The following is a 16,449-nucleotide window of genomic DNA, read 5'->3' as shown; positions in this document are numbered from 1 at the left end:
CCCTGCGGGGTATCCCTACACTGGGCGCATGAAAACCTATCTCGTCGGCGGCGCGGTGCGCGATCGCCTGCTCGGACGCCCGGTGTCGGACCACGACTGGCTCGTGGTCGGCGCCACGCCCGAGGCCATGGTGGCACAGGGCTTCCTGCCCGTGGGGCGCGATTTCCCGGTATTCCTGCATCCATCGACGCGCGAGGAATACGCGCTCGCGCGCACCGAGCGCAAGAGCGCGCCCGGCTACCGCGGCTTCGTGATCCATGCGTCGCCCGACGTGAGCCTCGAGCAGGACCTCGCGCGGCGCGACCTGACCATCAACGCGATCGCGCTGCCGGCCGAACGCGTGGCCGCCGACGGCAGCTTCGACCCCGCCCCCACCGACCTGGCCGATCCCTTCCACGGCCAGCGCGACCTGCGCGAGAAGCGGCTGCGCCACGTCACCGACGCCTTCCGCGAGGATCCGGTGCGCATCCTGCGCGTGGCGCGCTTCGCCGCGCGCTTCGACGACTTCGAGGTCGCGCCCGACACCCTGGCGCTGATGCGCGAGATGGTCGCGGCCGGCGAGGTCGATGCGCTGGTGCCCGAGCGCGTGTGGCAGGAACTTTCGCGCGGGCTGATGGAGACGCGGCCCTCGCGCATGTTCGAGGTGCTGCGCGCCTGCGGCGCGCTCGCGGTGCTGCTGCCCGAGGTCGACCGGCTCTGGGGCGTGCCGCAGCCCGCGCAGCACCATCCCGAGATCGACACCGGCGTGCACCTGATGATGGTGCTCGACACCAGCGCGCGGCTCGCGGCCTCGCTCGCGGTGCGCTTCGCCTGCCTGATGCACGACCTCGGCAAGGGCACCACCGAGCCGGAGATCCTGCCGCGCCACATCGGCCACGAGAAGCGCAGCGCCGAGCTGCTGCAATCGGTGTGCGACCGCTGGCGCGTGCCGGTCGACATCCGCGAGCTGGCCGAGGTGGTGGCGCGCGAGCACGGCAACATCCACCGCAGCGGCGAGCTCGATGCCGCCGCGCTGGTGCGGCTGCTCGAGCGCTGCGACGCCTTCCGCAAGCCCGCGCGCTTCGCCGAGGCGCTCTTGGCCTGCGAATGCGACGCACGCGGCCGGCTCGGCTTCGAGCAGCGCGACTATCCGCAGCGCGAGCGGCTGCTTTCGGTGCTGGCCGCGGCCGCGGCCGTGGCCACCGACGCGGTCGCGCGCCAGGCGCAGCAGGCCGGCGCCACCGGGCCGAGGATCGGCGAGGCGATCCACCGCGCGCGCATCGACGCGGTGAAAGCCGCGGCCGGCTGAGCACCCAGGCGGCGCGCGCAATACCACGCGCGCCGCGGCATGTCTTCATGCCTATGGCGGAGGTTCCATGACTTAGGGCACTTCCGACGCCGCGCGCCATGGCTAGCATGGGTCGGGTGATCGCCGCCCCGCCCCCCCGCTCCTCGCCGGACCCGACCGCCACGCATGCCGCGGCGCCGGTCGCGGCCGCCGTGCCGCAGGACCTGGCGCTGCGCGTGCTGCGCGAGCACCTGGCCGCGGTCTACGGCGCCTACGACGCCTCGATCGTGGTGCACTTCGGCCTCGGCGCCGCGCTCGGGGCCGCAATGTACATCGCCTCGCCGCGCGCCTGGATCCTGGCCTGGATGGCGGCCCACCTGCTGCTCGGCCTGGCGCTGTTCCTGATGCCGCGCTGGCACGCCGGCCTGCCGCTGCGGCAAACCCCGCTGTGGGCGCGCCGCCATGCGCGCACCGTCACGCTGGTGAGCCTGGCGACCGCCACGGCGCCCTGGCTCTTCATCTCGCGCGACGACCTGTCCGCGACCTCGGTGCTCACGGTCGTCATCATCGGCAGCTGCGCGCGCGCCATGCAGCTGCTGTGGCCGCTCAAGCCCGCGCTCTACGGCTACACGCTGCCGATGATGCTGAGCCTGATCGTCGCGCTGGCCTGGCAGGGCGACGGCATGCACCTGTTCCTGTCGATGTTCAGCCTGGCCTACCTGCTGTTCACGCTGCGCGTGGGCCGGCAGCAGCACCGGCTGCTCACCGACTCGCTGGTGCTGCGCTTCGAGAACGAGGCGCTGGCCACGCGCCTGGGCGAACAGATCGCCGCGGCCGAGCGCGCGAGCATCGAGAAGACCCGCTTCCTGGCCACCGCCAGCCACGACCTGCGCCAGCCGCTGCATGCGATTGCGCTGTTCGGCGCCGCGCTCGAGAACGAGCATCCGGGCAGCCGCAACGCGCAGCGGCTGATGCGCGCGGTGAACGCGCTCGGCAGCTCGCTCGACACCATGCTCGACGTCTCGCGCCTCGATGCCGGCGTGGTCGAGCCGGTGCTCGAGCCGGTCTCGCTCGACGGCCTGTTCCGCGCGCTCAACCCCATGTTCTCGGCGCAGGCCGAGCAGCGCCAGCTGCAGCTGCGGCTGCGCGCGAGCGGCCTGTGGGTGCGCAGCGATCCGCGGCTGCTGCACCGCATGCTGTCGAACCTGCTCGACAACGCGCTCAAGTACACGGCGCGCGGCGGCGTGTCGGTGCGCGCGCGCGTGCGGCGCAACGGCGACGGGCTCGGCGATTCGGTGTGGATCGAGGTGGTCGATTCGGGCATCGGCATCGCGCCGGGCCAGCTCGAGCGCGTGTTCGAGGAGTTCTATCAGGTCGACAACCCCGGGCGCGAGCGCTCGCACGGGCTGGGCATCGGCCTGGCCATCGTGCGCCGGCTCTCGCGGCTGCTCGGCCATCCGGTGCAGCTGCGCTCGCGCGTGGGACGCGGCACGCGCTTTCGGCTCGTGCTGCCGCGCTGCGACGCGCAGGCCGCCCCCGGGCCCTGGGCCGTCCGCGCCGAGGCCGTACCCGCCCCGGCGGTGCCGGTGCCGGGGCGCATCCTGCTGATCGACGACGACGCCGAGATCCGCGCGGCGATGACCGAGCTGCTGCGGGCCCACGGCATCGACCTGGAGGCCGTGGCCGGCGAGGCGGAAGCGGCCGCGCTGCTGGCCTCGGGCCCGGCGCCCTTCCGTGCGCTGCTGTGCGACTACCGGCTCGCCAACGGCGACAACGGCCTCGACGTCGGCCAGCGCCTGCGCGCGCGCTTCGCGCTCGCGGCGCCGCTGATGCTGGTGACCGGCGAGACCGCGCCCGAGCGGCTGCAGCGCGTGCGCGCCTCGGGCGTGCCGGTGCTGTTCAAGCCGGTGGAAGCCATGGCGCTGCTGCGCGCGCTGGCCGAACTCGCGCCCCACGGCACACGCTGAACCGCTCGCGCGGGTCGCGGCCCCGGCCCCGGGGCACGTCCGGTTTTGGCCGACACGGTGCGCGCGGAGGCCGTGCTAAGGTCTTTCCCGATGTCCAATCCCATCCGCAGCAACGATTCGCTGCCTCCTCCCCTGGGCCGGGACGCGGCCCTCTTCCTCGATTTCGATGGCACCCTGGTGGGCCTCGCGGCCACGCCCGAGGCGATCGAAGTCCCCCCCGCCCTGGTCGCGCTGCTGAGCGACCTCAAGGACCAGCTCGGCGGCGCCCTCGCCGTGGTGTCGGGCCGCCAGATCGACGTGCTCGACCGCTTCCTCGCGCCCCTGCGCCTGCCGGCCGCCGGCGAGCACGGCGTGCAGCGCCGCGACGCCAAGGGCGCGATGCAGGAGCAGCATCCGCCCGACCTGGTGCCCGTGCTCGAGATCGCCAACGAGCTCGCGCGCGTGCACGAAGGCCTGCTGGTCGAGCGCAAGCACGCGGCCATCGCGCTGCACTACCGGCTCGCGCCGCAGCTCGAGGCCGTGTGCGGCGACGCCATGTCGCGCGCCATCGCCGACCAGCCGCAGCTCGAGCTGCTGCATGGCAAGTTCGTGTTCGAGGTCAAGCCCGCCGGCGTCAACAAGGGCATCGCCATCGACGCCTTCATGCACGAGCCGCCGTTCGCGGGCCGCGTGCCGGTGTTCGCGGGCGACGACACCACCGACGAGAGCGGCTTCGCCGTGGTGCAGCCGCGCGGCGGCATCGGCATCAAGGTCGGCTCGGGTCCGAGCCTGGCGCTGCACCGGCTCGAGTCGCCGCGCGCCGTCTACGAATGGCTGGTGCAGGCGCGCGACCGGCTCGCCAACGCGCCCCGGCCCGCCCCCGAAGAAGCTTCGCCAAGGAATCCCGGATGAGCGACACCCAGCAGGAAGAACAACAACCATCGACGGCCGCCGACGCGGCACCCGCCGGCCGGCACGAGGACCCGCAGGCGCGGCAACTGCCCAAGGCGCCCGAGGACCGCGGCGGCGAAGCGGTGGCCGGCGCGGCCGGCCCCGACGACGATGCGCCGGTCGACGAACGCACGGCCGCCGCGCCCAAGCCGCGCGAATTTCCGCGCCCGGCCGACTGCTCGCTCAACCTCGGCGTGATCGGCAACTGCGCCTTCAGCGCGCTGGTCGACGCGCGCGCACGCGTGGTCTGGTGCTGCCTGCCGCGCTTCGACGGCGACCCGGTGTTCAACGCCCTGCTGCATCCGGGCGAGGGCGCGGCGGCCTGGGGCTTCGAGATCGAGGACTTCGCGCATGCCAAGCAGTGGTACGAGCCGAACACCGCGGTGCTGCGCACCCAGCTGTTCGACAGCGCGGGCCAGGGCATCGAGATCACCGACTTCGCGCCGCGCTTCTACAGCCGCGCGCGCTATTTCCGCCCGCTGATGCTGGTGCGCCGCGTGCGCCCGATCGCGGGCGCGCCGCGCATGCGCGTGGCGCTCGATCCGCGCTTCCAGTGGGGCGCGCAGGAGCCGGTGGAGGTCACGCGCGGCAGCAACCACATCCGCTACGTCGGCCCCGACGTGACGCTCAGGCTCAACACCGACGCCTCGATCTCGCACATCCTCTCGCGCCAGCCCTTCGTGGTCTCGCGCGAATACAACTTCATGTTCGGCGTCGACGAGACCCTGCTCGACGGCATCGCCGACACCGCGCGCCGCTTCGAGCAGGAGACCATCGCCTACTGGCGCGTGTGGTCGAAGCGGCTCGCGATCCCCTTCGAGTACCAGGACGCGGTGATCCGCGCGGCCATCACGCTGAAGATGTCGCTCTACGAGGACACCGGCGCCATCGTCGCCGCGATGACCACCAGCATCCCCGAGGCGCCCGACAGCCAGCGCAACTGGGACTACCGCTACTGCTGGCTGCGCGACGCCTTCTTCGTGGTGCGCGCGCTCAACTCGCTGAGCGAGGTCGGCACCATGGAGGACTACCTGCGCTGGCTCGGCAACGTGGTGATCGGCTCGCACGGCGAGCACATCCAGCCGCTGTACGGCATCGGCCTGGAGCGCGAGCTGCCCGAGTCCTTCGTCGAGAGCCTGCCCGGCTACCGCGGCATGGGCCCGGTGCGCGTGGGCAACCAGGCGCAGGAGCATTTCCAGCACGACGTCTACGGCAACATCGTGCTGGGCGCCGCGCAGGCCTTCCACGACCACCGGCTGCTGCAGCGCGCGGGCGAGGCGGAGTTCCCGCACCTCGAGGCCGTGGGCGAGCGCGCGATCGCCGTCTACGGCACGCCCGACGCCGGCATGTGGGAGCTGCGCACCCGCGCGCGCGTGCACACCAGCTCGGCGCTCATGAGCTGGGCCGCCTGCGACCGGCTCGCGAAGATCGCGCGCGCGCTCGACAAGAACGCGCGCGCCGAGGCCGCCTCGGCCGGCAAGCCCGTGGACACGCGCATCAACTTCGCCGAGCGCGCCGCCTACTGGCACGGCCATGCCTCGCGCATGCGCGAGGAGATCCTCGCCAAGTCGTGGAGCGAGGAGCGCCAGGCCTTCGCCGAGAGCTTCGGCGGCCGCGAGCTCGACGCCAGCATCCTGCTGATGGCCGAGGTGGGGCTGATCGACGCGCGCGACCCGCGCTTCGTCTCGACCGTCGACGCGATGGAGAAGACGCTGTGCGACGGTCCCTACATGCGCCGCTACGAGGCGGCCGACGACTTCGGCAAGCCCGAGACCGCGTTCAACATCTGCACCTTCTGGCGCATCGACGCGCTCGCGAAGATCGGCCGCAAGGCCGAGGCGCGCCAGATCTTCGAGACCATGCTGGCCGCGCGCAATCCGCTCGGGCTGCTGTCCGAGGACACGCATCCGGTCACGGGCGAGATGTGGGGCAACTTCCCGCAGACCTACTCGATGGTCGGCATCATCAACGCGGCCATGCGCTTGTCCGCTCCTTGGGATTCAGCGATATGAGCCGCCTCGTCGTCATCTCCAACCGCGTGGCCGATCCGCGCAAGCCCGCCGCCGGCGGCCTGGCCGTGGCGCTCGGCGAAAGCCTGCAGCAGTCGGGCGGCATGTGGTTCGGCTGGAGCGGCCAGATCGTCGAGGACGGGCCGACCGGCGAAGGCGAGCTGCGGCGCCAGCAGGCCGGCAAGGTCACGCTGGCCACCATCGACCTGAGCCGCGAGGACCACGACAGCTACTACCTGGGCTACAGCAACGACGTGCTGTGGCCGGTGTTCCACGACCGGCTCGACCTGGCCCATTTCGACGCCAACTTCATCGGCGGCTACCGGCGCGTGAACCAGCTGTTCGCGCGCAAGCTGATGCCGCTGCTGAAGGAGGACGACGTCATCTGGGTGCACGACTACCACCTGATCCCGCTGGCGGCCGAGCTGCGCGCCATGGGCTGCAGGCAGCGCATCGGCTTCTTCCTGCACATCCCGCTGCCGCCGCAGATCATCCTGGCGGCGATCCCGCAGCACGAGTGGCTGATGCGCTCGCTGTTCGCCTACGACCTGATCGGCTTCCAGGCGCAGCAGGACGTGCAGCACTTCGAGCACTACGTGCACAACGAGGCCAAGGGCGAGAGCCTGGGCGCAGAGATGTACCGCGCCTACGGCAACACGGTGCGCGCGGCGGCCTTCCCGATCGGCATCGACGTCGACGAGTTCGCGGCGCTCACCCATGCCAAGGAAGCGCGCGACATGTACGAGACCATGAAGCGCGAGTACTCGCAGCGCCGGCTGCTGCTGGGCATCGACCGGCTCGACTACTCCAAGGGCATCCCGAACCGGGTGCGCGCCTTCCGCGAGCTGCTGGCCCACTACCCCGAGAACCGGCGCAGCGCCACCTTGATCCAGATCGCCTCGCCCACGCGCGAGACGGTCGATGCCTACGCCGACATCCGGCGCGAGCTCGAGTCGCTGTGCGGCGCCATCAACGGCGACTACGGCGAGCTCGACTGGATGCCGGTGCGCTACATCCACCGCATGGTGGCGCGCAAGCGCGTGCCGGGCCTGTGCCGCGCTGCGGCCGTGGGTCTGGTGACGCCGCTGCGCGACGGCATGAACCTGGTCGCCAAGGAGTACGTGGCGGCGCAGGACCCGGCCGACCCCGGCGTGCTGGTGCTGTCGCGCTTCGCGGGCGCGGCCGAGCAGATGCAGGAAGCGCTGCTGGTCAATCCCTACGACACCCACGGCACCGCCGAGACGGTGCAGCAGGCGCTGCAGATGCCGCTGGAGGAACGCCGCGAACGGCACCAGGCGCTGCTCTCGCGCATCCGCGCGCAGGACATCCACTGGTGGCGGCGCAGCTTCCTCGAGACGCTGCGCGAGGCGGCCAGCGTGCGCTGAGGCGGCCGCTCACCAGCCGGTGAGCAGCTGCATCAGCCGCATCACCGGCCGCCGCGGCAGGGCCCAGGTGGCCGAAACCGGCTCGGCCGGCGGCTCGGCCCGCGTGGGCAGCCGGCCCCCCGCGGCGACCGGCGCATGAAGGCGCAGCTGCACCGGCGACAGCGCCGTCAGCTCGATCCAGCCGCCGTGCTCCACGCCATGCATCTCGCCCTCGCCGAGCACCGTGTGCGCGGTCCACACGGCCTCGCCGATCCAGCGCGGCGGCGACGACACCCGCACGCGGCCCTCGGCCACCTGCAGCCAGGTGCCGGCGTCCACCGCCGTGCGGAAGGAATCGCCGGCCTCGAGGAAGACGGCATCGGGGGCTTGCGAGAGGGTGGTGATCATGGCGGTACCTCGGGGGTTCGGAAATCGGTGAAGGAAGGGCTGGAAGCGCTTCGATCGTAGGAATTCCCCCGCCCGGAAAACAGGCACACCGCCGCGCGATTCGCACCGCAACAGCCAGGGCCGGCGGCCATCTGTTATGGTCGTTTTCCCTCGCAACTGCATCTGTTTTTCAATGAACGATCGCGCGAGCATCGAGGCCATGGACTCGCTACCGCTCTACCGACAACTGGCGGCGCACTACGTGGACGCGATCCACACCGGCTCGCTCAAGCAGGGCGACAAGCTGCCCTCGCTGCGCAGCCTGATGCGCCTGCACGACATCAGCCTCTCGACCGCGCTGCAGCTGTGCCGCGCGATGGAGAGCGACGGCTGGGTGGAGGCGCGCGACCGCTCGGGCTATTTCGTGCGACGGCCCCAGCGCATGGCCATCGCGCCGATGGAAGAGCCGGTGGCCGACATGCCGCCGGACCCGGCGCAGTTCGTCAGCATGCGCACCCGCATGGCCACCTTCATGGCGCGCGGGCGGCATGCGGGCGTGAAGCTGAACTTCGCCATCGCGCGCGCCGCGCCCGAGCTGTACCCCGCCGAAGCGCTGCGCAACGCCATGACGCGCGCGCTGCGCCAGCGGCCCGAGCTGCTGACCACCGCCTCGTCGCAGAAGGGCCACGAGCAGTTCCGCGAGGCCGTCGCGCAGCGCAACCTGCGCATCGGCATGACGGTGTCGCCCGACGAGGTGCTCGTCACCAACGGCTGCATCGAGGCGCTGAACCTCGCGCTGCGCGCCGTCGCCAAGCCCGGCGACACGGTGGCCGTGGAGTCGCCCACCTTCTACGGGCTGCTGCAGGTGCTCGAGAGCCTGGGCATGCGCGCGCTGGAGATCCCGACCAGCCCGCAGACCGGCATCTCCATTGAGGCGCTGGACCTGGCCATCCACACCTACGACGACATCAAGGCCGTGGTGGTGGTGCCGCACCTGCAGAACCCCATCGGCAGCGTGATGCCCGATGCGCACAAGCAGCGCCTGGTGCATCTGTGCGAGAGCCACGGCATTGCGCTGGTCGAGGACGACACCTACAGCGACCTGGTGGAAACCGAGGTGCCGCTGCGCGCGGTGAAGTCGTGGGACCGCACGGGCAACGTGATCTATTGCGCCTCGCTGCACAAGGTGCTGGCGCCGGGGCTGCGCCTGGGCTGGATCACCGCCGGGCGCTGGCATGCGCAGGTGGAAATGCTCAAGTACGCGCAGACGCGCAACAACGAGGCGCTGGCGCAGATCGCCGCGGGCGAGTTCATCGCCAGCGGTGCCTACGACCGCCACCTGCGCCGCCTGCGCGAACGCCTGCACGTGCAGCGCGACCAGACGGCCGATGCCATCGCGAAGTACTTCCCGCCCGGCACGCGGCTGAACCTGCCGCGCGGCGGGCTGCAGCTGTGGGTGGAGCTGCCCGAGCAGCGCTCCTCGGTCGAGGTGTTCGAGGCGGCGCTGCGCGAGCACATGCTGGTGTCGCCGGGCGCGCAGTTCTCGAACTCGGGGCGCTTCGACCACTACCTGCGCATCAACTGCGGCTGGCCTTATTCACCGGCCGTCGACGCGGGCCTGAAGCGGCTGGGCGAACTCGCGGCGCGGTGCCGCGCGCGCGAGGCACCGCGCCCGAAGGCCTGATTCAATCGAGCAGCGCGAGCGCGGCGTAGTCGCCGACCTTGTCGCCGAGACCCGCGGGCACGAGTTCGACGCCGCGCGTCAGCGGCGGCAGCCGGCCGTCGATCTGCGCCTGCAGCCGCGGCAGCAGGAAGTCGCGGTGGTGCCAGAACACGCTGCCGCCGAGGCTGATGCGCTGCAGGTCGAGCGTGGCGACCAGGTTGTAGAGCATGCGGCCCATGACGCGGCTGAGCGCGTCGACCACCTCGAGCGCATGCCGCTCGCCGGCCGAGGCGGCGGCGAACAGGTCGGGCGCGGGCTGGCCGAAGCGGCGGTCGATGGAGTTGCCGGCCACCAGCGCCTCGACGTCGCCGATGTTGCCGCAGCCGCAGAGCGCGCCGCTGCCGTCGTCGACCACGAAGCTGTGGCCCGCATGGCCCGCGTTGCCGTTCTTGCCGCGCAGCGCGCGGCCGTCCACGCACAGGCCCACGCCCACGCCGGTGCTCCAGGTGACGTAGGCGCAATGGTCGAAGCCCTGCAGCGCGCCCCAGTGGCGCTCGGCCTCGAGCGCGGCCACGGCGTCGTTCTCGACCCGCACCCAGCCGTAGCGCTGCGCGAGCGGCGCCTCGACCTGTGCCGTCATCCAGTCGTTGGGCAGGCCGCGCGCGGGGCCCGCGATGCCGCCGCAGATGTTGGGGGTGGCGAGTTCGACCTTGCCCTCGCGCAGCTCGAAGGGACCGGCCGAGGACACGCCCACGCGGTCGATGCTCGCGGGATCGATGTGCTGCTCGGCACAGACGGCATCGATCATGCGGATGATCTGCCGTGCCACGGCATCGTTGTCGCCGGTCTTCGCGGTCGGCTCGCTGCGCCGGCCGATCAGCGGCGCGTCGCTCGAGGTGGAAAGGCTCACGGCCACCTTGGTGCCGCCGATGTCGACGCAGGCTCTCATTGCGGTTGTCTTCTCTTTCAGGGGCGAAACGCCTACAGCAGCCGGGCCACCAGCGCGGCCAGCATGCTGAGCACCACCGTGCTCGCGATCGGCAGTTGCCATTCGCGGCCGAAGGCGCGGAACTCGAAATCGCCGGGCAATCGCCCGAAGCCGAAGCGGCGCAGCCAGGCGGTCAGGCCGCTCATGAGCACCAGCGCCAGGACGACGACGATCAGCCAGCGAAGCATGAAACCAGTCTAGCCCCGCAGGACGGCCAGCGCTTGTCGGTGAAGTTCGAGTGTGGCCGCCGCGATCACGCGGCCGTCGGACTGGAGCCCCAGCGGCCGGCCCTCCCAGTCGGTGATCACGCCGCCCGCGGCCTCGATCAGGCCGGCCGGGCCGAGGTAGTCGTAGGGCTGCAGGCCGGTCTCGACCACCAGGTCGATGGTGCCGCCCGCGAGTTGGGCATAGCCGTAGCAGTCGCCGCCGAAGCGGCGCATCGCGCACTGGCGGCTCAGCCGGTCGAAGGCCTGCCAGTCGGCGGGCGCGAAGATGTCGGGCGAGGTGGTGACGATGCGCGCCTTGGCGACCTCGCCGCAGGCGCTCGCGTGCACCGGCTGGCCGTCGCGCGTGGCGCCCGCGCCGGCCTGGCCGACCCAGCGTTCCTTGAGCACCGGCATGTCGACCATGCCGAACACCACGCGCTCGCCCTGCAGCACGCCGATCAGCGTGCCCCACAGCGGCGAGCCGGTGATGAAGCTGCGGGTGCCGTCGATCGGGTCGAGCACCCAGACGCGCTCGGCCTCGAGGCGCTCGGCGCCGTGTTCCTCGCCGTAGATGCCGTCGGCCGGCGCGCGCTGCGCGAGCAGCTCGCGCATGGCGCTCTCGGCCGCGCGGTCGGCCAGCGTGACCGGGCTTTCGTCGGCCTTGGTGATGATGTCCAGCGGGGTACGGAAATGGCGCATCGACTGGGCGGCGGCGGCGTCGGCCAGCGCCTGCGCGAGGCTCGGGAGATCGGCGTTGGAAGTGCTCATGGCGAAGGACTGCGGGCAAGGCGGCGGGGTTGCCGCGGACCCCGGATTAGACCCGACCTTGCGCCGGGGTCCAGGCCGAACTTGGATCGGCCCGGGGTTTGACCGGCGCCGCACCGCGTCCTAGCATGGTCCGAAAATTGCCGAGTGGAGACGACATGACCAGCTTCCAGCCCCTGCGCCGCGCGCTGCTCGCGGCCCTGCTCGGCACCGCCGCCGCCCTCGCCCACGCCACCCCGTCCGAGTCGGAGCACCGGCTGATCGACACGCTGATCCAGCGCGTGGCGAAGATGGGTTCGATGACCTTCCTGCGCAACGGCAGCGAGTACAACGCCGCCGACGCCGCCAAGCACATGCAGGCCAAGTACGAGCACTTCAAGAAGGAGATCGTGACCGCCGAGGACTTCATCGAGCGCTGTGCCACGCGCTCGGAGATGACCGGCCAGGCCTACCGCGTGAAGCTTACCAACGGCGTGGTCAGGGAATCGAACGAGTTCCTGCGCGCCGAGCTGCGCAGCCTGCGCGAGGACGCGAAGAAGACCGGCAAGGCCGGCTGAAGCGCGTCAGCGCTGCTGGCCCCACTTGCGCACCGTCAGGCGCTCGAGCGTCTTGAAGCCCAGGCTTTCCACCAGCAGACCGATCAGCACCACCAGCACCAGGCCCGCGAACACGCGGTCGGTATAGAGCTCGTTGCGGTTCTGGAAGATGTACCAGCCCAGCCCGCCCTTGCCCGAGGAGGCGCCGAACACCAGCTCGGCCGCGATCAGCGTGCGCCAGGCGAAGGCCCAGCCGATCTTGAGCCCCGAGAGGATCGACGGCAGCGCGGCCGGCACCAGGATCTGCAGCACGTAGCGCAGGCCCGTGAGGCCGTAGTTGCGCCCGGCCATGCGCAGGGTCTCGGGCACGCCCTGGAAGCCCGCGTAGGTGTTGAGCGCCAGCGGCCACAGCACCGAGTGGATCAGCACGAACACCAGGCTGCCGCGGCCCAGGCCGAACCACAGCAGCGCCAGCGGCAGCAGCGCGATCGCGGGCAGCGGGTTGAACATCGAGGTCAGCGTGTCCAGCAGGTCGCGGCCGATGCGCGTGGACACCGCGAGCGTGGTCAGCGCGAAGGCCAGCGCCACGCCCGCGAGATAGCCCTGCACCAGCACCGCGAGCGAGATGCGCACCTTCTCGAGCAGCTCGCCGCTGGCCAGGCCCTCGACCAGCGCACGCGCGGTGGCGCTGAAGGTGGGCAGCAGCAGGTCGTTGTCCTGCCAGCGCGCCGCCAGTTCCCACAGCAGCGCGATCGCGACCAGGATCAGGCCCTTGCGCAGCCAGGCCTGCGAGGCCAGGCGCGCGCCCAGCGGCAGCCGGCGCTCGACCGGCAGCTCGGTGAAGGGTTCGAGCGTGCGCTCGTACTCGGGGCGCACGGGGGGAAGGATCGCGCTCATCGGCCGGCCTCGGTGTCGTGTGCTTCGTCGAACAGCATGTCGTGGATGCGTTTCGCGGTCTGCTGGAACTCGGTGCCGCCGAGGCTGTCGAGCGTGAAGCCGTGGCTGTTGATCTCGGCGCGCATGCGCCCGGGATGCGGCGACAGCAGCGCGATGCGGTTGCCCACCACCAGCGCCTCCTCGATCGAGTGGGTGACGAACAGCAGCGTGAAGCGCACCTCTTCCCACAGCGCCAGCAGCTCCTGCTGCATGCGCCGGCGCGTGAGCGCGTCGAGCGCGGCGAAGGGCTCGTCCATCAGCAGCACGCGCGGCTGCATCGCGAGCGCGCGCGCGATCGCCACGCGCTGCTTCATGCCGCCCGAGAGCTGGTGCGGATGCACGTCGGCGAACTTCGAGAGGCCCACCTTGTCGAGGTAGTGCAGCGCGCGCTCGGCCGCCTCCTTGCGGCCCAGCGTGCGCGAGGCCAGCAGCGGGAACATCACGTTCTGCCGGACGGTCTTCCACGGCGGCAGCTGGTCGAACTCCTGGAACACCACGATGCGGTCGGGCCCGGGCCGCAGCACGCGCTCGCCGGCCAGCCGGATCTCGCCCTCGACCGGCGCGATGAAGCCCGCGACCGATTTCAGCAGGGTCGACTTGCCGCAGCCCGAGGGACCGAGCAGCACGAAGCGGTCGGCCTGGTGCACGTCGAAGCTCACGCGGTGCGTGGCGCGCACCACGCGCTCGGGCGTGCGGTACTCGAGGCTGACGCCGTCGACCTGCAACAGCGGCGTCGCGGCCTCCCGCGTGCGCGCCTCCTCGCGTGCCAGCTCCGGGAAGGAGGACCCGGCCGCGGGCGCCACCCGCTGCCGGTGGGCCAGGGCATCGGCCCGCGAATCCAGCACCGCCGCCGTGCTCGTCATCAGTTGCCCGAGGCGTTGTGCGCGTCGTCGAAGAAGTAGTCCTTCACCGAGGCCGGCTTGTTCCTGATCGCGCCCACGCGGTGCATGAAGTCGGCCAGCGCGTAGGTGTTCTGCGGCGTGGTCTTGAACTGCACCTCGGGGTTCCTGATGATCTTCAGCAGCAGCTCGCGGTCCAGCTTCGCGTTGCTGACCTTGAGGTAGATGTCGGCCGCCTTCTCGGGATTGGCGCTGACGAACTTCGCGGCCTCGTCGAGCGCGTCGATGAAGGCCTTGTAGGTCTTCGGGTTCTCGTTGCGGAATTTCTCGGTGGCGTAGAGCACCGTGGCCGACGAGGGGCCGCCCAGCACCTGGTAGGAGTTCAGCACGATGTGCGCCGCGGGGTTGCCCGCGAGCTCCTGCTCCTGGAACGGCGGGTTGCCGAAGTGGGCCGTGATCTCGGTGCCGCCCTTGATGATGGCCGCGGCCGCGTCGGGATGCGGCAGCGCTACGCTGATCTTGTCGAGCTTGTTGAATTCCTTGTCGCCCCAGAGCTTGGCCGAGGCGAACTGCAGCACGCGCGACTGCACCGACACGCCGACCGCGGGCAGCGCGATGCGGTCCTTGTCCGTGAAGTCGGCGATGGTCTTCACGTTCGGGTTGTTGCTCACCAGGTAGTAGGGGAAGTTGCCCAGCGAGGCCACGCCCTTGACGTTCTGCTTGCCCTTGGTGCGGTCCCACAGCGTGAGCAGCGGGCCGACGCCTGCGCCCGCGATCTCGATGTTGCCCGACAGCAGCGCGTCGTTGACCGCCGAGCCGCCCGAGAGCTTGACCCATTCGACCTTGGCGTCGACGCCCGCGGCCTTCGCGTGCTTCTCGATCAGCTTCTGGTCCTGCGCCACGTTGAGCAGCAGGTAGACGATGCCGAACTGCTCGGCGATGCGGATCTGGCCCTCGGCGTGCGCGGCGAGGCTGCCGGCCAGCAGGCCGAGGCCGGCGACGAGGGATGCAGCCTGGCGGGTGAAGCGGTTCATGGCGGGAAGGACTCCAAGGGAAGAAATTCGGGGTGCAGCGCTCCGCGCGGACCCGGCGTCGCCGGTCCGTCGAGGACGTTCGTCTGCGGAGGTGGTCGGTCTATCGGGGCTCGTCGCCCACGATGGTGGTGCGGTTGAGCCGGCGGCGCAGGTGGTCGGGCGTGCCCGCCGCCAGGTGCATCAGCGAGCGGTTGTCCCAGAACACGAGGTCATGGGGCGCCCATTGGTGGCGGTAGACGAATTCGGGCTTCACGCTGTGCGCGAACAGCTCGGACAGGAGTTCATCGCTTTCTTCCTTGGGCAGGCCGACGATGCGGGTGGTGAAGTGCTCGCTGACGAACAGCGCCTTGCGCCCGGTCTCGGGATGCGTGCGCACCACCGGCTGCACCGCGGGCGCGACCTGGTCGATCTGCGCCTGCGAGAGCTTGGGCCGCCACGGGTTCCTGGCGCGCAGTTCCTCGTACTTGGCGAGGTAGCTGTGCTCGGCCTTGAGCGGCAGGATGCGCTGCTGCAGTTCGCTCGGCAGTGCTTCCCACGCCAGGTGCTGGTCGGCGAACAGCGTGTCGCCGCCCTCGCTGGGTAGTTCCTGTGCGTGCAGCAGGGAGCCGAGGCTGGGCTTGGGCTTGTAGGAGATGTCGGAATGCCAGTAGACGCCCGCGTCGCCGAGGCCGATGGGCTCGCCGTTCTCCTTGATGTTGGAGACGATGAGGATCTCGGGATGGTTCTTGAGCTGGAACTGGTGCAGGACGTGGATCTCGAGCGGGCCGAAGCGGCGGCTGAAGTCGATGTGCTGCTGGGGGGTGATCTGCTGGTTGCGGAAGACCAGGACGTGGTGGTCGAGGTGGGCGCGGTGGATGCGGGCGAAGTCTTCTTCCGGGATGGGGCGCGCGATATCGAGGCCGATGACTTCGGCGCCTACGGGGGCGGGGAAGGGGCGGATCTCGAAGGATTGGGTGCGCTCGGGGACGAGGACTTGGCTCATGTGCCGCAATGTAGGCGGGGATGGGGGGTTGGGCAACGAACTCTTCGTTGAATGCTTATGACTGTCTGGGGCGTTTTTTCTTTGGCTCTCTCTGGTGAGGCTGTCGGCCGGGTCTCGCCCCGGCGGGCGAGTCACTTTCTCTTGTCTCGCCAAGAGAAAGTAACCAAAGAGAAGGCGACCCCGCTGTCTGTGTCCCTCCGCTTCGCTGCGGGCAACCTGCGGTGCTCGGAGAAAGCGGGGGTCCGCAGAACTCGCTCCACTTCGTTGCGCTCAGACAGCTGCGGCCCTTATCCCGCTTTCTCCTGCGCTCCTCGGCACAGCCAGAGGGGATGAGGGTCAACGCGCCATGGCGCGTCCTTGTGTGGTGTGTGGGAGTGCAAAGGCCCTCGGCCTTCTTCTACCTGGGCCGAGCGAAGCGACGGCCCGAAGGGTCTGCTGGGCCGAGCGCAGCGATGGCCCGACCCACCCCCTCTGGCTGCGCCGAGGAGCGCAGCGTTTCGCGGATCAGGGCTCGCAGCTGTTTGAGCGAAGCGAGTTCTGCGAGACCCCGCGAAACGCGAGCACCGCAGGTTGCCC

The 16,449-nt window shown here is 70.8% G+C and carries 15 protein-coding genes; 7 read left to right on the top strand and 8 right to left on the bottom strand.

The genetic code is table 11. The features are described from left to right. The first annotated feature begins 28 nt into the window (after window positions 1-28). From KV106_RS35865 to otsA, 5 genes are all read left to right on the top strand, one after another. Entirely contained in the window at window positions 29-1,288 is a 1,260-nt protein-coding gene (locus KV106_RS35865; protein ID WP_057596556.1) for a multifunctional CCA addition/repair protein, read from the top strand. Between the two features lie 98 nt (window positions 1,289-1,386). Further along, window positions 1,387-3,234: an ATP-binding response regulator gene (locus tag KV106_RS35860; protein ID WP_261216573.1), complete on the top strand. Its 1,848-nt coding sequence runs from the start codon at window positions 1,387-1,389 to the stop codon at window positions 3,232-3,234. Between the two features lie 90 nt (window positions 3,235-3,324). Further along, entirely contained in the window at window positions 3,325-4,125 is an 801-nt protein-coding gene (otsB, locus tag KV106_RS35855) for a trehalose-phosphatase (protein WP_261216571.1), read from the top strand. Then, the gene (locus KV106_RS35850) at window positions 4,122-6,176 is read left to right on the top strand and encodes a glycoside hydrolase family 15 protein (RefSeq protein ID WP_261216563.1); all 2,055 of its coding nucleotides are present in this window, start codon (window positions 4,122-4,124) and stop codon (window positions 6,174-6,176) included. The genes otsB and KV106_RS35850 overlap by 4 nt, the downstream gene beginning before the upstream one ends. Further along, window positions 6,173-7,558, top strand: a complete 1,386-nt coding sequence (otsA, locus tag KV106_RS35845; RefSeq protein ID WP_057596558.1) for an alpha,alpha-trehalose-phosphate synthase (UDP-forming) — start codon at window positions 6,173-6,175, stop codon at window positions 7,556-7,558. Before KV106_RS35850 ends, otsA begins: the two co-directional genes overlap by 4 nt. A gap of 9 nt (window positions 7,559-7,567) precedes the next feature. Here otsA and KV106_RS35840 read toward each other — a convergent pair whose 3' ends face one another. Further along, window positions 7,568-7,945 carry a hypothetical protein gene (locus tag KV106_RS35840; RefSeq protein ID WP_261216560.1) on the bottom strand — a complete coding sequence of 126 codons (378 nt, stop codon included), beginning with the start codon at window positions 7,943-7,945 and terminating at the stop codon, window positions 7,568-7,570. A 199-nt stretch (window positions 7,946-8,144) separates the two neighbouring features. Between KV106_RS35840 and KV106_RS35835 the strand changes: the two genes are divergently transcribed. Next, the gene (locus KV106_RS35835) at window positions 8,145-9,608 is read left to right on the top strand and encodes an aminotransferase-like domain-containing protein (RefSeq protein WP_057596570.1); all 1,464 of its coding nucleotides are present in this window, start codon (window positions 8,145-8,147) and stop codon (window positions 9,606-9,608) included. Between the two features lies 1 nt (window position 9,609). On the opposite strand, the gene KV106_RS35830 is transcribed toward KV106_RS35835, so the two are convergent. The 3 genes from KV106_RS35830 to hisN are packed head-to-tail and all read right to left on the bottom strand — an operon-like array spanning window position 9,610 to window position 11,549. Then, window positions 9,610-10,536 (bottom strand): ROK family protein, encoded by a 927-nt coding sequence (locus KV106_RS35830; protein WP_057596560.1) that lies wholly within the window; start codon window positions 10,534-10,536, stop codon window positions 9,610-9,612. A 32-nt stretch (window positions 10,537-10,568) separates the two neighbouring features. Continuing rightward, on the bottom strand, window positions 10,569-10,763 hold the full coding sequence (locus KV106_RS35825) for a DUF2905 domain-containing protein (RefSeq protein ID WP_057596561.1): 195 nt from the start codon (window positions 10,761-10,763) through the stop codon (window positions 10,569-10,571). A 9-nt stretch (window positions 10,764-10,772) separates the two neighbouring features. Beyond that, complete coding sequence (hisN, locus tag KV106_RS35820; RefSeq protein ID WP_261216559.1) at window positions 10,773-11,549, bottom strand: histidinol-phosphatase; 777 nt, start codon at window positions 11,547-11,549, stop codon at window positions 10,773-10,775. Between the two features lie 155 nt (window positions 11,550-11,704). Between hisN and KV106_RS35815 the strand changes: the two genes are divergently transcribed. After that, the gene (locus KV106_RS35815) at window positions 11,705-12,103 is read left to right on the top strand and encodes a DUF5329 family protein (protein ID WP_057596563.1); all 399 of its coding nucleotides are present in this window, start codon (window positions 11,705-11,707) and stop codon (window positions 12,101-12,103) included. Window positions 12,104-12,109: 6 nt separating this feature from the next. Here KV106_RS35815 and KV106_RS35810 read toward each other — a convergent pair whose 3' ends face one another. The 4 genes from KV106_RS35810 to KV106_RS35795 form a co-directional block, all read right to left on the bottom strand. Then, complete coding sequence (locus KV106_RS35810; protein WP_057596564.1) at window positions 12,110-12,979, bottom strand: ABC transporter permease; 870 nt, start codon at window positions 12,977-12,979, stop codon at window positions 12,110-12,112. Further along, complete coding sequence (locus tag KV106_RS35805; RefSeq protein ID WP_261216557.1) at window positions 12,976-13,881, bottom strand: ABC transporter ATP-binding protein; 906 nt, start codon at window positions 13,879-13,881, stop codon at window positions 12,976-12,978. The genes KV106_RS35810 and KV106_RS35805 overlap by 4 nt, the downstream gene beginning before the upstream one ends. Next, window positions 13,881-14,891 carry an ABC transporter substrate-binding protein gene (locus KV106_RS35800; RefSeq protein WP_057596565.1) on the bottom strand — a complete coding sequence of 337 codons (1,011 nt, stop codon included), beginning with the start codon at window positions 14,889-14,891 and terminating at the stop codon, window positions 13,881-13,883. The genes KV106_RS35805 and KV106_RS35800 overlap by 1 nt, the downstream gene beginning before the upstream one ends. 100 nt (window positions 14,892-14,991) lie before the next feature. Continuing rightward, on the bottom strand, window positions 14,992-15,873 hold the full coding sequence (locus KV106_RS35795) for a TauD/TfdA dioxygenase family protein (protein WP_261216554.1): 882 nt from the start codon (window positions 15,871-15,873) through the stop codon (window positions 14,992-14,994). Between the last annotated feature and the right edge of the window lie 576 nt (window positions 15,874-16,449).

The organism is Variovorax endophyticus, assembly GCF_025376855.1.
Taxonomy (GTDB): Bacteria; Pseudomonadota; Gammaproteobacteria; order Burkholderiales; family Burkholderiaceae_C; genus Variovorax.
This window is presented reverse-complemented; position numbering and strand designations above follow the sequence as displayed.

Bases quoted from the DNA above. Each gene is read 5' to 3' on its own strand.
- KV106_RS35830 (WP_057596560.1), bottom strand. From the start codon at position 10,536: ATGAGAGCCTGCGTCGACATCGGCGGCACCAAGGTGGCCGTGAGCCTT.
- otsB (WP_261216571.1), top strand. From the start codon at position 3,325: ATGTCCAATCCCATCCGCAGCAACGATTCGCTGCCTCCTCCCCTGGGC.
- KV106_RS35805 (WP_261216557.1), bottom strand. From the start codon at position 13,881: ATGACGAGCACGGCGGCGGTGCTGGATTCGCGGGCCGATGCCCTGGCC.
- KV106_RS35860 (WP_261216573.1), top strand. From the start codon at position 1,387: ATGGCTAGCATGGGTCGGGTGATCGCCGCCCCGCCCCCCCGCTCCTCG.
- KV106_RS35835 (WP_057596570.1), top strand. From the start codon at position 8,145: ATGGACTCGCTACCGCTCTACCGACAACTGGCGGCGCACTACGTGGAC.
- KV106_RS35865 (WP_057596556.1), top strand. From the start codon at position 29: ATGAAAACCTATCTCGTCGGCGGCGCGGTGCGCGATCGCCTGCTCGGA.
- KV106_RS35850 (WP_261216563.1), top strand. From the start codon at position 4,122: ATGAGCGACACCCAGCAGGAAGAACAACAACCATCGACGGCCGCCGAC.
- KV106_RS35810 (WP_057596564.1), bottom strand. From the start codon at position 12,979: ATGAGCGCGATCCTTCCCCCCGTGCGCCCCGAGTACGAGCGCACGCTC.
- KV106_RS35815 (WP_057596563.1), top strand. From the start codon at position 11,705: ATGACCAGCTTCCAGCCCCTGCGCCGCGCGCTGCTCGCGGCCCTGCTC.
- KV106_RS35840 (WP_261216560.1), bottom strand. From the start codon at position 7,945: ATGATCACCACCCTCTCGCAAGCCCCCGATGCCGTCTTCCTCGAGGCC.
- KV106_RS35800 (WP_057596565.1), bottom strand. From the start codon at position 14,891: ATGAACCGCTTCACCCGCCAGGCTGCATCCCTCGTCGCCGGCCTCGGC.
- KV106_RS35825 (WP_057596561.1), bottom strand. From the start codon at position 10,763: ATGCTTCGCTGGCTGATCGTCGTCGTCCTGGCGCTGGTGCTCATGAGC.
- KV106_RS35795 (WP_261216554.1), bottom strand. From the start codon at position 15,873: ATGAGCCAAGTCCTCGTCCCCGAGCGCACCCAATCCTTCGAGATCCGC.
- otsA (WP_057596558.1), top strand. From the start codon at position 6,173: ATGAGCCGCCTCGTCGTCATCTCCAACCGCGTGGCCGATCCGCGCAAG.
- hisN (WP_261216559.1), bottom strand. From the start codon at position 11,549: ATGAGCACTTCCAACGCCGATCTCCCGAGCCTCGCGCAGGCGCTGGCC.